At 67.5% G+C, this 14,321-nt stretch carries 9 protein-coding genes; 1 reads left to right on the forward strand and 8 read right to left on the reverse strand.

Annotation, left to right across the window (positions count from 1 at the left end; genetic code table 11):
- Positions 1 to 31: 31 nt before the first annotated feature.
- From ftsZ to asnB, 8 genes are all read right to left on the reverse strand, one after another.
- Positions 32 to 1,168, reverse strand: coding sequence for a cell division protein FtsZ (gene ftsZ, locus ACH2A7_RS08085; RefSeq protein ID WP_394961258.1), 1,137 nt, complete (start codon positions 1,166 to 1,168; stop codon positions 32 to 34).
- A gap of 220 nt (positions 1,169 to 1,388) precedes the next feature.
- Complete coding sequence (locus tag ACH2A7_RS08090) at positions 1,389 to 2,654, reverse strand: UDP-N-acetylglucosamine 1-carboxyvinyltransferase (RefSeq protein ID WP_394961259.1); 1,266 nt, start codon at positions 2,652 to 2,654, stop codon at positions 1,389 to 1,391.
- Positions 2,655 to 2,780: 126 nt separating this feature from the next.
- Positions 2,781 to 3,854, reverse strand: a complete 1,074-nt coding sequence (locus ACH2A7_RS08095; protein WP_394961260.1) for an FtsW/RodA/SpoVE family cell cycle protein — start codon at positions 3,852 to 3,854, stop codon at positions 2,781 to 2,783.
- A 219-nt stretch (positions 3,855 to 4,073) separates the two neighbouring features.
- Positions 4,074 to 6,317 (reverse strand): penicillin-binding transpeptidase domain-containing protein, encoded by a 2,244-nt coding sequence (locus tag ACH2A7_RS08100; protein ID WP_394961262.1) that lies wholly within the window; start codon positions 6,315 to 6,317, stop codon positions 4,074 to 4,076.
- A gap of 100 nt (positions 6,318 to 6,417) precedes the next feature.
- Positions 6,418 to 7,773, reverse strand: a complete 1,356-nt coding sequence (locus tag ACH2A7_RS08105) for a J domain-containing protein (protein WP_394961263.1) — start codon at positions 7,771 to 7,773, stop codon at positions 6,418 to 6,420.
- Complete coding sequence (locus ACH2A7_RS08110; protein WP_394961264.1) at positions 7,770 to 9,512, reverse strand: Hsp70 family protein; 1,743 nt, start codon at positions 9,510 to 9,512, stop codon at positions 7,770 to 7,772. Before ACH2A7_RS08110 ends, ACH2A7_RS08105 begins: the two co-directional genes overlap by 4 nt.
- Positions 9,513 to 9,554: 42 nt before the next feature.
- A complete protein-coding gene (locus ACH2A7_RS08115; protein WP_394961265.1) occupies positions 9,555 to 11,033 on the reverse strand; it encodes a UDP-N-acetylmuramoyl-L-alanyl-D-glutamate--2,6-diaminopimelate ligase in 1,479 nt (492 codons plus the stop codon).
- A gap of 31 nt (positions 11,034 to 11,064) precedes the next feature.
- Entirely contained in the window at positions 11,065 to 12,897 is a 1,833-nt protein-coding gene (gene asnB, locus ACH2A7_RS08120) for an asparagine synthase (glutamine-hydrolyzing) (protein ID WP_394961266.1), read from the reverse strand.
- Between the two features lie 195 nt (positions 12,898 to 13,092).
- Here asnB and ACH2A7_RS08125 point away from each other — a divergent pair, with 195 nt between their 5' ends.
- On the forward strand, positions 13,093 to 14,313 hold the full coding sequence (locus ACH2A7_RS08125; RefSeq protein ID WP_394961267.1) for an ATP-grasp domain-containing protein: 1,221 nt from the start codon (positions 13,093 to 13,095) through the stop codon (positions 14,311 to 14,313).
- Positions 14,314 to 14,321: the final 8 nt, after the last annotated feature.

Genomic DNA, 14,321 nt, shown 5'->3' on the forward strand with positions numbered 1-14,321 from the left:
GCCGCCTCCTTTCGGTGGATGTTGGGGCCGCTCACTTGCGGTTGTTCAGCAGGCCCATGATCTGATTGAAGTAATCCTCGTCGTCGTCATCGCTCTTCTGCTCGGCGGCGGGGGCAGCAGCCGAGGAGGCGGTGCTGTCGCCGCTGAAGACGGGCTGGGGCACGGTGTGCACCGGAGCCGCCTCGCTGCGGGGCGCGGCGGGGGCGGCGGGCACGTTCTCAAAGCCGGTGGCCACCACGGTGACCCGCAGCTCGTCCGACAGGTTCTCGTCGAAGGTGGTGCCCCAGATGATGTTCGCGTCGGGGTGGGCGGACTGGGTGATGAGGCTGGAGGCCTGCTCCACCTCCTCCAGGCCGATGTCCGGCGAGGAGGTGATGTTGATGATGACGCCCCGGGCGCCGGAGATGGAGGTCTCCAGCAGGGGGCTGGAGATGGCGGCCTTGGCGGCGTTCTCCGCCTTGCCCGCGCCCTTGGCGCTGCCCACGCCCATGTGGGCGTAGCCGGCGTCCTTCATGATGCTGCGCACGTCGGCGAAGTCCAGGTTGATGAAAGCGGGGATGTTGATGAGGCTGGAGATGCTCTCCACGCCCTGCCGCAGCACGTTGTCGGCGGCCTCGAAGGCGTTCATCAGGGTGATCTTTTCCTGGCTGATGAGTTTGAGCCGCTCGTTGGGGATGACGATGAGGCTGTCCACATGCATCAGCAGCGCGGCAATGCCCTGCTCGGCCAGGCTCATCTTGCGCCGGCCCTCGAAGGCGAAGGGCTTGGTGACGATGCCCACGGTGAGGATGCCCAGGTCATGAGCCACCTCGGCCACCACGGGGGCCGCGCCGGTGCCGGTGCCGCCGCCCATGCCGGCGGTGATGAAGGCCATCTGCGCCCCCTTCAGGGCGTTGGCGATCTCGTCCTTGCTCTCCTCGGCGGCCCGCTGGCCGATCTCGGGGTCGGCGCCGGCGCCCCGGCCCTTGGTGAGCTTGGAGCCGATCTGCACCTTCTGGGTGGCCTTGCTGTTCAGCAGCGCCTGCTGGTCGGTGTTCATGGCGATGAACTCCACGCCCTGCAGCCCGCCGGTGACCATCCGGTTCACGGCGTTGCCGCCGCCGCCGCCCACGCCGATCACCTTGATATTCGTAATATTCAGCATCTCTTCGTCGAGAATGAAAGCCATCTTACAACGTCCCCCTAAGTGTTTTAGTGCCCACATCCAGCTGCGGGGCAGACTGTGCCACCGTAGAATGTAAAACTAATAATAGCATAGCAGACAGGCGGCAGAAATTCAAGTGGGCGGGGCTGGTGAATTTGCGGTTTTTTGCCCGCTGTTTGCCGTTTTTTCCCGCGCCGCAGGGCCGGACGGGGGGCGGCTGCGCAAGCCGCCCCCCGTCCGCTTTTTACTCCCTGCGGCAGGCCGCGTCCGCTCCCAGCGCGCGCAGGGTGCCGGCCAGATCGCCGTAGCCCCGGCGGATGTGGGCAAGGCCGAACAGCCGGCTCTCCCCTTCCGCGGCCAGGGCCGCCACCGCCAGCGCCGCCCCGCCCCGCAGGTCCTGGGCTCGGAGGTCGGCCCCCGAAAGGCGCGCCACCCCCTCGATCTCCAGCGCGCGGCCGCAGCGCACCGCCCTGCCCCCCAGGGCGGAAAAGCCCTCGGCGCAGGCGAAGCGGTTTTCAAACACCGTGTCCTCCACCGCGCTGTGTCCGGCGGCGGTGAGCAGCGCCGCCGCCACCACCGGGGCCGCGTCGGTGGAGAAGGCGGGGTACACCCCGGTGTAGACCCGGCCCACCCCCTTGAGGGGCCCCTCACGGCTCACCGTCACCGTGTTTCCGCCGTGCTCGGCGGTGCAGCCCGCCCGGCAGAGGATCTCCAGGGTGGGGGCCAGCGGCTCGAAGGGGCAGCCCAGCAGCTTCACCCGGCCCCCGGCGCTGGCCACCGCGGCGGCCAGGGTGGCGGCCACGATCCGGTCGGGGATGGGGGTGTGGGTCGCGCCGGTGAGCGCCTCCACCCCCTCCACCTGCACCAGCGGCGTGCCCGCGCCCCGGATGCGGGCGCCGCAGGCGGTGAGAAAGGCCGCCAGGTCGGCGATCTCCGGCTCCGCCGCCGCGCCCCGCAGCACCGTCTGCCCCGGGGCCAGCACCGCCGCCATCAGCAGCGTCTCGGTGGCGCCCACGCTGGGCAGCCGCAGGCTGTAGTCCACCCCGTGAAGGCCGCCCGGCGCGGTGACGGTGAGGCTCTCCCCCTGCCACTGCACCCGGGCGCCCATCTTTACAAGACCGTCCAGATGGATGTCGATGGGCCGCGGCCCCAGCTTGCACCCGCCGGGCATGGGCATCTGCACCCGCCCGCACCGGTGCAGCGCCGGCGCGAGATAGAACACCGAACTGCGCATGGCCCGCACCGGCCCCTCGGGCAGCGCGCCGTCGCCGCCCGCCTCTGCCCCGTCCACCGCCAGGCCCCGCCCCCGCCACTGGCAGCGGCAGCCCAGCGCGGTGAGGATCGCCACGCTCTGCTCCACATCCGACAGCCGGGGCACCTGTGTGAGAACGCTCTCCCCCTTGCACAGCAGCGCCGCCGCCAGCAGCGGCAGCACGCTGTTCTTCGCCGCCGGCAGCCGCGCCGTTCCCTCCAAAGGCCGCCCGCCCCGGATCACCATATATTCCGCCACGATCCTTCGCCCCCCTCAAAACGTACATTGTGCCATGGCCCACTGTATGTTTTGGGGACGGTTTTGGTGAAAAAAAGCCCGCCGGGGCGGCGGAAAATCCTTCCGCGGCGCCCCGGCGGGCCTTTGCTAATATTTCTGCTGGCCGGCCTGCCGGCTCACCGACAGCACGATGCCCATCTCGCCCAGCAGCATCATCAGGCTGGTGCCGCCGGAGGAGAAGAAGGGCAGGCTGATGCCGGTGTTGGGGATGGTGTTGGTGACCACCGCCATGTTCAGCACCGCCTGCATCACCACCTGCACCGTGAAGCCCACGGTGAGCAGCGCGCCGAATTTGTCCGGCGCGTTCACCGCGATGGTGATGCCCCGCAAAAGCAGCAGCACGAAGAGCAGGATCACCAGGCAGGCCCCGATGAAGCCCAGCTCCTCGCAGACGATGGAGAAGATGAAGTCGTTCTGGGGCTCGGGCACATAGAGGTACTTCTGGCGGCTGTTTCCGAGGCCCAACCCGGTGGCCCCGCCGGAGCCGATGGCGTAGAGGCTCTGGATGGTCTGGTGGCCGTCGCCCAACGGGTCGGCGAAGGGGTCCAGCCAGCTGTTCAGCCGGTCGGCGGCGTAGGGCACCAGGTCCGGCAGCAGCACCAGCGCCGCCGCCACCGCCGCGCCGCCGCCGCCCGCCGCCAGGGCGAACCAGCGCATCCCCGTGCCCCCCACGAACATGAGCACCGCCCCGATGCCGAAGAGCAGCAGCGTGCCGGACAGGTGCGGCTCCAGCAGCATGAGCACCGCCAGCACCCCCAGGATAAGGGCGAAGGGCAGCACCCCCACCGAGAACCGCTTCATCCGGGTGTGGTTGAGGGAGATGATGTGGCTGAACACCAGGATGACGGCGAACTTGGCGATCTCGCTGGGCTGCAGCGTGCCCACCGGCAGCACGATCCACCGCTTGCAGCCGTTGTATTCCGGCATGAAGAGCACCACCACCAGCAGCACCACCGAGAGGCCCAGCACCGGCCAGGCCAGCTTGTGATAGAGGTGATAGTCCACCCGGCTGGCGGCGTACATGGCCGCCAGGCCCACCGCCGCGTAGAGCAGCTGGGGCCGGATGTAGGCGTAGGGGGTGCCCCGGCGGTACATGGCCACCGCGTAGCTGGCACTGAAGAGCATCACCAGCCCGAAGGCCACCAGCGCCAGCACCAGCAACAGAAAGGGCAGGTCCAGGGAAGGCTGGCCCGCGCCCAGCAGCTTTGCCAGCCAGGGGGGCGGCGGCCGCTTTTCCCGCCTTGGCCGGGCGGGGCGGGACTTTGCCCCGGCGGGCGCGGCCTTCGGGGCCGGGGCGCGGGACGGATGATCGGGTGCGAACAGGCTGACCGCCTCCTTGCGAGAGCATTGCCCTAACAGTGTGCGCAGGCTTTGCCCGGTTTAGTCCATCTTCACGTCCTCGTCGGCAGGCACGGTGTAGTCGTAGAAGGTCACGGTGACAAGGCTGCCCTGGGGCAGCTGTTCCCCCTCGGGGCTGCTCTGGCTCACCGCCACCGCGCCCTCCACACCGGCGGCCCCCGCCGCCTTGATGTTCAGCCCGGCGGCGTGCAGCGTCTCGGTGGCCTGGGCCAGGGTCTGCCCCGCCGCGCTGGGCACGGTGGTGACCTGGCGGGCGGCGTCCTCTTCGGTGTAGAGCAGCACGGTGGAGCCCCGGGGCAGCGTTTCGCCCGCCGCGGGGTACTGGCTTTTGACCGTGTCGCCCCCGCCCACGGTCTTGGCGGCAAAACCCGCCTCCTGCAGTTTTGCCGCCGCGGCCTCCGCCGGCAGTCCGGTCACGTCGGGCAGCTGGTTTTCCAGCCGCTGCTGCTCCTCGGGGGTGTACTGGGGCTGTACGCCGTAGTAGCGCAGGGTCTCCTCGATGATCTGCGCCGCCACCGGGGCCGCCAGCGCGCCGCCGCCGGTGGCGAAGGTGTGGGGTTCGTCCAGGGCGATGAGCACCGCGATCTTGGGATCGTCCGCCGGGGCGATGCCCACAAAGCTGGCGATGCGGGCCTCCTCGTCCTCCGAGTCCAGCTTCTGGCTGGTGCCGGTCTTGCCGCCCACCCGGTAGCCCGCCACATAGGCGTTTTTGCCGCTGCCCCCGTTCACCACGCCCTCCATCATCTGACACATCAGGGCGCTGGTCTCGGGGCGGATGACCTGCCGGCGCACCGTGGGCTCGGTGGTACTGACCACGTTGCCCGCCGCGTCGGTGATCTTTTCCACCACATAGGGCTGCATCAGTTTGCCCCCGTTCACCACCGCGCAGACGGCGGTGATCATCTGGATGGGGGTGATCTTGCTGGACTGGCCGAAGGCGCAGCTGGCCAGTTCCACCGGGCCCATGCGGTCGGCGGTGTAGAACTCCGACTTTTTCGGCTCGGCGGGCAGGTCGATGCCGGTGGCGCCCCGCAGGCCGAAGGCCTCAAAATAGTCGCAGAAGTCCTGCACCCCCAGCCGCTGCCCGATCTGGATGAAGCTCTGGTTGCAGCTGTTGGCCAGGGCCTGCGCCACCGTCTGCACCCCGTGGCTCTTGTGGTTGGCGCAGTGGAAGGGGATGCCCGCCACCTTGTAGGCCTCGCCGCAGACAAAGGTGCTGGAGGGGGTGACCGCGCCGGTGTCCAGCGCGGCGGCGCAGGTGATGAGTTTGAACACCGAGCCCGGCTCGTAGAGGTCGCTCACCGCCTTGTTGCGCCACTGGGTCTGCTGGGCCAGCTGCAACGCGGCGGACCGCTCCTCCCCGGAAAGGCCCTCCACCAGGGCGCGGGCGTCCGGGTCGGTGAGCACCCGGGGCTCGTTGGGGTCGTAATCGGGTTTCGTGGCGATGGCCAGCACCCGGCCGGTGTCCACCTCCATCACGATGCCCACCGCCCGCTGGCTCACGTTGTAGGCCTCCACGGCATAGTTCAGATAGTTTTCCAGATAGTGCTGCACGTTCACGTCGATGGTGAGCTGCAGCGTGTTGCCCTGTACCGGCGGTATGTAGGTGTCGTAGCCGGTGGGCATATCGTAGCCCCAGGCGTTCTTGGCGCTGAGCACCCGGCCGCTGGTGCCGGTGAGCTGTTCATTGTACTCCAGTTCCAGCCCCGCCATGCCCGCGTTGTCCACGTTGGTGAAGCCCAGCAGGCTGGCGGCAAAATCCCCCTCGGGGTACCAGCGCTTTGTGTCCTCCAGCAGCAGGATGCCCTCCCAGCCGTTGTCGGCGCAGGCCTTGCGCACCGCGTCGGCGGTCTCGCGGTCGGCCCGGCGCAGCAGCAGCGCGTCGTTGCTGGTGCGCTTGGACAAGATCTCAAACAGCTCCTCGTACTCCATGCCCACCAGCGGCGCCAGGGCGCGGCTGGCCGGTTCCACGTCCTCGTCCGCCATCTCCCGGGGGGAGGCGCGGATGGTCCAGCAGGTGGCGTTTACCGCCAGCGGCACGCCGTTTGCGTCCAGAATGTCGCCCCGGGGCGCGGGGACCACGGTGTCCCGCAGCTGCTGGCCGCTGGCCCGCCCGGCGTAGAAGTCGTGGTCGGTGATCTGAAGGTACCACAGCCGCGCGGCCAGCCCGCCGAAGCACACCAGCGCGAAAAAGCCCGCCACCAGCCGCGCCCGCAGCTTCATGCCCCGGTCCTGGGCGGCCTTGAGCATCGGTTCCAAAGCCATAAAAGAGCCCCCTCTCCCCTGCCATATCTATGCGGGGAGAGGGGGCTTGTATGTGGGCTTTTTCGACGGGGCGGCCCACAGGGGGACCGACGCCTTGGGGTCAGGCCGCGCTCTGGCTTTCCTCCTGCTTTGTGACCCGATAGTTGACCAGCACGCAGCTTATGAGGGCGCAGGGCATCGCGAACCAGCTGAGGCCCCGCCCCAGCAGCGCGTCGAAATCGGGGGCGGGCAGCGCCAGCAGCGACACCGGCGGCCACAGGAGCACCAGCAGCGCGCAGAGCGCGGCGATGCGCAGGCGGATGCGGCGGCTGCGGCGGCGGAACCATCCCAGCCCGGGCAGGGCGGCGGCCACGAAGCAGGACAGCAGGCCGCCGGCACTGGCCAGGCCCGCGCTGCGGGAGAGCAGCCCCAGCAGCAACAGCTGGAAGCAGCGCCGTGTGATGGTGGCGGTGCTGAGTTTTTTTCCGCTGGCGCGCACCCGCCACGCGGCAAAGGCCGCCAGCGCGCCGCACGCCGTGGCAGCCTGCCACCGGCCGTAGGGGGGCAGCGTGTTGAACACGCCCAGCATCGACACGGAAACGCATGCCCACAGGCCCAGCACGAAGGCCAGCGTCGCGCCGGCGCTGCGCCTTTTTTCCCGCTCCTGCTGCGCCTGGCAGTGGGCCTGCCAGCGGGGGCGCAGCAGGGCAAAGAGGGCCTCGTGGGCCGCGTCCGGCGCGGGGCGCTGCGCCTTTTCCAGCCCGGGCAGGTCGTAGGCATAGATCAGGTCCATCGCCAGCTTGTCCAGGCAGGCGGGTTCTTTTTGCAGCATCTGGACCAGCTGCTCCAAAAATTCCGGGGTGTGCTGAAGGGCGCGGAACTCCTCGCCCTCCAGCAGGTCTGCGGTCCGCCAGGCGCCGGCGCCGCGGGCCGAACACAGTTGCTCCACCAGCGCCTGCGCCCGCTGGCGCCGCTGCCGGCTGACCTGCTCGGGCAGGTGGTCAAAGTCGAACTGCTGCTCCGGCGGGGCGGCCGGCCGCGCCGCCCTGGAAGGTTGGGGTTCTTCTTCGCCGTCCTTCGGCTCTTTCTCCCGCGCGGGGGCGCGGCGGCCGCCGGCGTCGGCGGCGGTGAAGTCGAACTCGCCGCTTCCACCCGCCTGCCGGGCGGCGGAGCCGTTTTTCTTCATCCATTCCAGATAGGCCGCCTGCTCGGCGGCAAGGCAGCTCTCCCGGCTGCCGGTCACAGCGGGGGCCGCCGGGGCCGGACCGCCGGGGGCCTTTTCCGGCCGGGGCGCCGCCGCGCCGGGGCGGCGGGCGCGCCGGGCATACTGCATCGCCTCGCTGAAGGCGGTGTGCAACCGGTCAAACCCCTCCGGGTCCTCCTCGGGGTGGCACGCCCTCGTCTTTTCCGCGTAGGCGTGCCGGATGGCCGCCGTGTCGGCGGTGGGCTCAATGCCCAGAATCTGCCAGAAGTTCATTCGTCGTCCTCGTCGCCCTCGTCGTCAAAATAGTCGTCCCAGCTCTGGTCGTCCAGCCCGCTGCCGGCCTCCAGCCGGTCCAGCATCTCCTTGCAGCGGCGGCTGGCACGCAGGATGCGGGCGGGCTCCTGGCTGGCCAGTTCCTCCTGGAATGCCTCCATCACCCGGCCCACCTGCTCGCGCACCTCGCCCAGGGTCTCCTTCCACAGCCGCTCGCCCCGGGCGATGAGCAGGCGGTTCTCCTCCCGGTCGCGGGGGTGGATCTTCAGGCTCTGCAGCTGCTCCAGCCGCTCCTTCGCCTGGGCCTCGGTGAGGCCGCTGCCCTGGCCCACCAGCACCGCGCGGATAGCCTCGCCGGTGGTCAGGCTCTGGGCCTCCACCTCCAGGATGCCGTTGATGTCGTAGGTGAAGCGCACCGCCGCGCCCTCCTGGCCGGCGGGGCCGGCGGGGACCGACAGGTTCAACTCGCCCAGCTTGCGGTTGTCGGCGCAGTACATCGCTTCGCCCTGGTACACCTGGATGCGCAGCCGGGTCTGCCCGGCGCTGACGGTGTAATACTTTTCCACCTTGCTGGTGGGCAGGGCGCTGTTGCGCTCGATGATGGGGCTCATGATGGGATTGTCCTCGTCCGCGGGGTTATGTACCCCCACCCCCAGGGTGAAGGGGCACAGGTCGGTGAGCACCATCTGGCGCAGTTCGCTTTTCCGCTCCTTCATGGCGGCGTAGAGGCCCGCGCCCTGGGCCACCACCGTGTCCGGGTGGCCGGAATCCAGCAGCGGGCGGCCCAGCAGGTGCGCGAGATACTGGCGCACCACCGGCATCTTGCAGCTGCCGCCCACCGGCACCACGCCCGCCAGTTCCCGGGGGGCGAGGCCGCTGTCCCGCAGGGCCTTCTGCAGCGGGGTGCGCATCCGCCCGAAGAGGGTGGCGGCGTTCTCGATGAGTTTCTGGCCGGTGAGGCTCATGGAGCCCTTGAGGCCCGGCAGGTCCAGCACCATCACCGCCATGGGGGCGGTGGTGAGGGTCTGTTTGCACTGCTCGGCCTGGGACAGCAGGATGGCCCGGGCGCTGGGGTCCAGCCCGTTGTAATCAATGGCGTTCTCCTGGCAGTACAGCAGGGCGATGGCGGCGTCCAGGTCGTTGCCGCCCAGCTGGTTGTCGCCGCTGACGGCCAGGATGTTCACCACATTCTCAAAGCAGTCCACCACCGAGACGTCCAGCGTGCCGCCGCCGAAATCGTAGACCAGAAAGGCCGCGTCCCCCTGGTCGGGGTCGTAGCAGGCCAGGGCGGCGGCGCTGGGCTCGTTGATGAGCCGGTCCACCTTGAGGCCCGCCAGCTTGCCCGCCCGCTTGGTGGCGGCCCGCTGGGCGTCGGTGAAATAGGCGGGCACGCTGACCACCGCCTCCTCCACCGGCTGACCGAGAAAGGCCTCGGCGTCCTCCTTCAGGCGGCGCAGCACCAGGGCCGACAGTTCCTCCGGCAGAAACTCTTTGTCGCCCAGGGAGAAGGTCTTCGCGGTGCCCATGGCCCGCTTGAAAGCGGCCGCGGTGCGCCCCGGATGGGTGATGAGCCGCTCTTTGGCGGCCTTGCCCACCAGCACGGTGCCGTCCTCGTCCAGGCTGACGACGCTGGGGGTGAGATATTCGCCGAAGGCGTTGGGGATCAGGCGGCTGGCGCCGTTCTGATACACCGCGGCCAGGCTGTTAGTGGTTCCAAGATCAATACCGATGATGGACATGGGTTCCTTCGCTTCCTTGTGTTTCGTTGTATTCTCCGGGCTTTACTCCAGCCCGATCTCGTGGGCGTATTCCAGCAGCAGTTCCCGCTCCAGGAAGGGGGTCTTCTTGCCCTTGCGGTCCCGGTAGGTCTCGTGGCCCTTGCCGATGACGGCGATCATGTCGCCGTCCTGGGCGTGGTCCAGCGCGTAGTGCAGGGCGTCCAGCCGGTCGGGGATCTCCACATAGGGCACGTCGGGGCGGCCCTGGGAGATGCCGATCTTGATGTCCGCCAGGATGGCCTCCACCTCTTCAAAGCGGTTGTTGTCCTCGGTGAGGATGAGGAAATCCGCCAGGCGGCTGGCCACCTCGCCCATGCCGTAGCGGCGCAGGCGGCTGCGGTCGCCGCCGCAGCCGAAGAGCACCACCAGCCGCTTGGGGCCGTAGGCCCGCAGGGTGGTGAGCAGGTTCTCGGTGCCCGCCTCGTTGTGGGCAAAGTCGATGAGCACGGTGAACCGCTTGCTCACCGGCACCAACTCCACCCGGCCCTTGACGCTCACCTGCTCGAGGCCACGGCACACCGCCTCCAGCGGAAGGCCCAGCACATGCCCCACCGCCAGGGCGGCCAGGGAGTTGTAGACGCTGAACTCGCCCGGCATGTTCACCTTGACCCGGGCGTTCCACACGCCGGTCAGCTGGTAGGAGATGCCCAGAAAGTTTTCGCCCCGCTCCAGCCGCAGGTCGCGGCCCATGAAGTCGGCGTCCTTGTGCATGGCGTAGCGCACCAGCCGGCAGGTGTGGCCCGCCAGCAGGGTGTTGCAGTTCTTGTCGTCGGCGTTCACCACGCCCACGTCGCAGCGGCGGAACAGCTGGCCCTTCCAGGCGCGGTACTCCTCAAAACTCTGGTGCTCGCCGGGGCCGCCGATGTGGTCGGAGTAGAGGTTGGTGAAGACGCCCACGTCGAAGTGGATGCCGTCCACCCGGCCCATCATCAGCCCCTGGCTGGACACCTCCATCACCACGCTGTCGCACCCGGCGGCGAGCATCTCGGAGAAAAGCTTTTGCAGTTCGTAACTCTCGGGGGTGGTGTTGACAAGGGCGTGCTGCTCGCCGGCGAAGGCGGTGCCGTTGGTGCCGATGATGCCGCACTTTTTGCCCGCCGCCAGCATCGCCGCCCGGATCATGTGGGCGGTGGTGGTCTTGCCCTTGGTGCCGGTGACGCCGATCATGGTCATCTTGCGGGACGGGTTGCCGAAGAGGTTGCAGCTCATGATGGCCAGGGCGTGCCGGCTGTTCTCCACCTGCACCACCGTGACCCCGGCGGGCATCTCGTCCAGCTTGTGCTGGATCACCAGCACGCTGGCCCCGGCGGCGGCCACGTCCCCGGCGTAGTCGTGGCTGTCGCGGCTGGTGCCCACCACGCACACAAAGGCAAAGCCCGGCCGCACCTTTCGGGAGTCGTAGGCCACGTCGGCCACCTCCGCCTCGGCGCTGCCCTGCAGCACCAGGTAGTCCAGCCCTTCCATCAACTCGGAAAGTCTCATAGATCAGCCCTCCTTTTTTGTTGCTTTATGCTCAGCGCTTGACAAAATATTCGTCGTACCAGACAAGGAACATGAACACGCACCAGATCTGGCGCCAGTTGTCCCGCCTGCCGGCCACATGGTCGTCCAGCAGTTTTTGCAGCTCCCGCAGCTTGAAGAACCGGGCCGCGGCCTCGCTTTCAAAGGCCTTTCGCACCACGGCGGCGTATTGTTCCTGCCGCAGCCAGGCGCGCACCGGCACCGGGAAGCCCAGCTTCTTCTTGTCGGCGGTGCGCTCGGGGATGCTGCGGGCGGCCGCCCCCCGCATGGCCAGTTTCGTGCCTTCGGCGTTGGCCCGGTACTTCACCGGGATGTGCCGCGCCACCTCGAACACCTCTTTGTCCAGGAAAGGCACCCGCAGTTCCAGGCTGTTGGCCATGCTCATCTTGTCCGCTTTCAGCAGGATGTCCCCCGCCAGCCACAGGTGCAGATCGGTGTACTGCATCCGGGTGACCGGGTCCTGCCCTTTGGTCTTTTCAAAGAGGGGGCGGGAGAGGTCGGTGGGCTTGACCCTCCCGGTGTAATGCCGGAGCAGCTTTTTCTTCTGCCGCTCGCCCATCAGGTTGGTGTTGCCGATGTAGCGCTCTTCCAGGGGCTTTGCGCGCCGCACCAGGAAATTCACCCCGTGCACCGGGGGCAGCAGCCCGGCCACAGCGCCCACCGCCCGGCGCAGGGGCAGGGGCAGCCGGTCGTACCAGCTGACGGTGAAGGGCTCCTTGTAGATGTTGTAGCCGCCGAAGAATTCGTCCGCGCCCTCGCCGGAAAGACACACCTTCACCTGTCTGGCCGCCTCCCGGTTCACAAAATAAAGGGCGACGCTGGCGGCGTCCGCCAGGGGCTCGTCCATGTGGTACTGGATGCGGCCGAGGTTGGCCCAGTACTCCTCCGGCTCGATGCGGTAGGCGAAATTCTTCACCCCCAGAAATTTGCTGAACGCGGCGGCATACTCCGTCTCGTCGTACTGCTTGTCCGCGAAGCCAACGGTGAAGGTCTTGTCCACCTTGGCCAGGCAGGCCATGTAGCTGGAGTCCACCCCGGAGGAGAGGAAGGAGCCCACCTCCACGTCGGCGATCTTGTGGGCGGCCACGCTCTCCTTCATGGCGCTTTCAATTTTGTCCTCCCAGCCGGCCAGGTCGGGGCCGTCGTCCGCCTCGAATTCCGGCTGCCAGTAGCGGCCGGTGGTCACCTCGCCCGCCTTCCAGCGCAGCCAGTGGGCGGGCAGCAGTTTTTTCACGCCCTTGAAAAAGGTGTCCTCCCCCGGGGAATACTGGTAGGTGAGGTAGAGCTCCAGCCGCTCCTCGTTCAGCTCCTTTCGGAAGCCGGGATGGGGCAGAAAGCTCTTGATCTCGCTGCCGAAGAGCAGCTCTCCCTCGTCGTTGGTGTAATAATAAAAAGGCTTGATGCCGAAGGGGTCCCGGGCGCAGAAGAGGCTCTGGTCGTCCTCGTTCCAGAGGGCGAAGGAGAACATCCCCCGCAGCTTTTCCAGCATCCCCTCGCCCCACTCCTCGTAGCCGTGGAGCAAGACCTCGGTGTCCGAGTGGTCGCTGGCAAAGGTGTGGCCGGCGGCGGCAAGCTGTTCCCGGAGTTCCATAAAGTTGTAGATCTCCCCGTTGAACACCACCACCAGGCGCCCCGTCTCGTTGAACATGGGCTGGCGCCCGCCCTCGATGTCGATGATGGACAGCCGCCGGTGCCCCAGCGCCGCCCCGTCGCCGAAATAGCTGCCCTCGCCGTCCGGCCCGCGGTGGGCGATGGCCTCCATCATCCGGTGCAGTATTTCCTCCCGGTCGGCCCGCCGGCCGCAAAATCCCACGATTCCGCACATACTGTTTTTGTTCCTTTCCCACCGGGGTGTAAACGACCCGATATAGAGTTTATTATACTACAAACAGCGGCGGTTTAAAAGAGGGCGCGGCGGCGGGCGGGAAATTGACAAGGGCGGGCCAAAAGAAGTAAAATAGACAAGATACGAAAGCGCGGGCGCACCCGCCCGCGGCACAAAAAGAACAAGGTGATGGATATGACCGATCTTCTGCCCGTTCTGCTGGGCAGCGACGCCAATGTATACGGCATGGCCCGCAGCTTTTACATGGAATACGGCGTGACCAGCCTTGCCATCGGCAAGGGGGCGCTGGCCGCCACCGCCAACTCGAAGCTGGTGAAGGTGGCGGTGATCGAGCCGGACCTGGAGGACGACGCCGTGTTCGTGCGCACCCTCACCGGCTTTGCCAGGGCCCACGGCGGCAAGACGCTGGTGCTGGTGAGCTGCGGCGACAACTACACCGGCCTGATGGCCCGCAACCGGGCGGCGCTGGAACCCTTTTACAAATTCGCCTGCCCCACCCCTGAACTGGTGGCGGAACTGGACACCAAGGAATTTTTTTACAAGGCCTGCCAGCGGCACGGCCTTGCCTACCCCCGCACCTTTGGCTGCACCAGCGAGAACTACAAGACGGTGGAACTGCCCTTCCCCTTCCCCTGCATCATCAAGGCCAGCAACAGCGTGGCCTACTGGAACTGCAAGTTCCCCCACAAGAAGAAGGTGTTCGTGGCCTACAACAAAGAGGAGTTCGACGCCATCACCGCCGCCATCTACTCCTCCAGCTACCAGGACAATCTGGTGCTGCAGGAGTACATCCCCGGCGACGACAACTGCATGCGGGTGCTGAACTGCTATTCCGGGCTGGACCACAAGGTGAAGCTGATGGCTCTGGGCCGGCCCCTGCTGGAGGAGCAGACCCCCGAGGGCATCGGCAACTACGCGGCCATCATCAACACGCGGGACGACGCCCTGCTGGAGAAGATGCGGGCCTTTCTGGAGGACGTGGGCTGGGAGGGCTTTTCCAACTTCGACATGAAGTACGACGCCCGGGACGGCCAGTACAAGCTGTTTGAGATGAACCCCCGCCAGGGGCGCAGCAGCTTTTTTGTCACCGCCAGCGGCTACAACCTGGCCAAATGGCTGGTGGAGGACGTGGTGGAGCACAAGGAGCAGGGCCTGACCATCGCCGACGCCCGCCATCTGTGGATGATCGCCCCGGCGGGCATTTTGAAGAAGTACCTGAAGGACGAGGCGCTGCTGGCCGAGGCCAGGGAACTGATGCGCCAGGGCAAGGTGAGCCACCAGCTGTTCTGCAAGGAGGACGCGGGCCTCAAACGCCGCGTCTGGTACATCAAGAACCAGCTGAACAACTACCGCAAGTACAAGCGCTATTTCGGCAACAAGGGCCTGGTGGACTGACAGGCAAA

This window comes from Candidatus Allofournierella merdavium (genome assembly GCF_944382735.1).
GTDB lineage: Bacteria > Bacillota > Clostridia > Oscillospirales > Ruminococcaceae > Allofournierella_A > Allofournierella_A merdavium.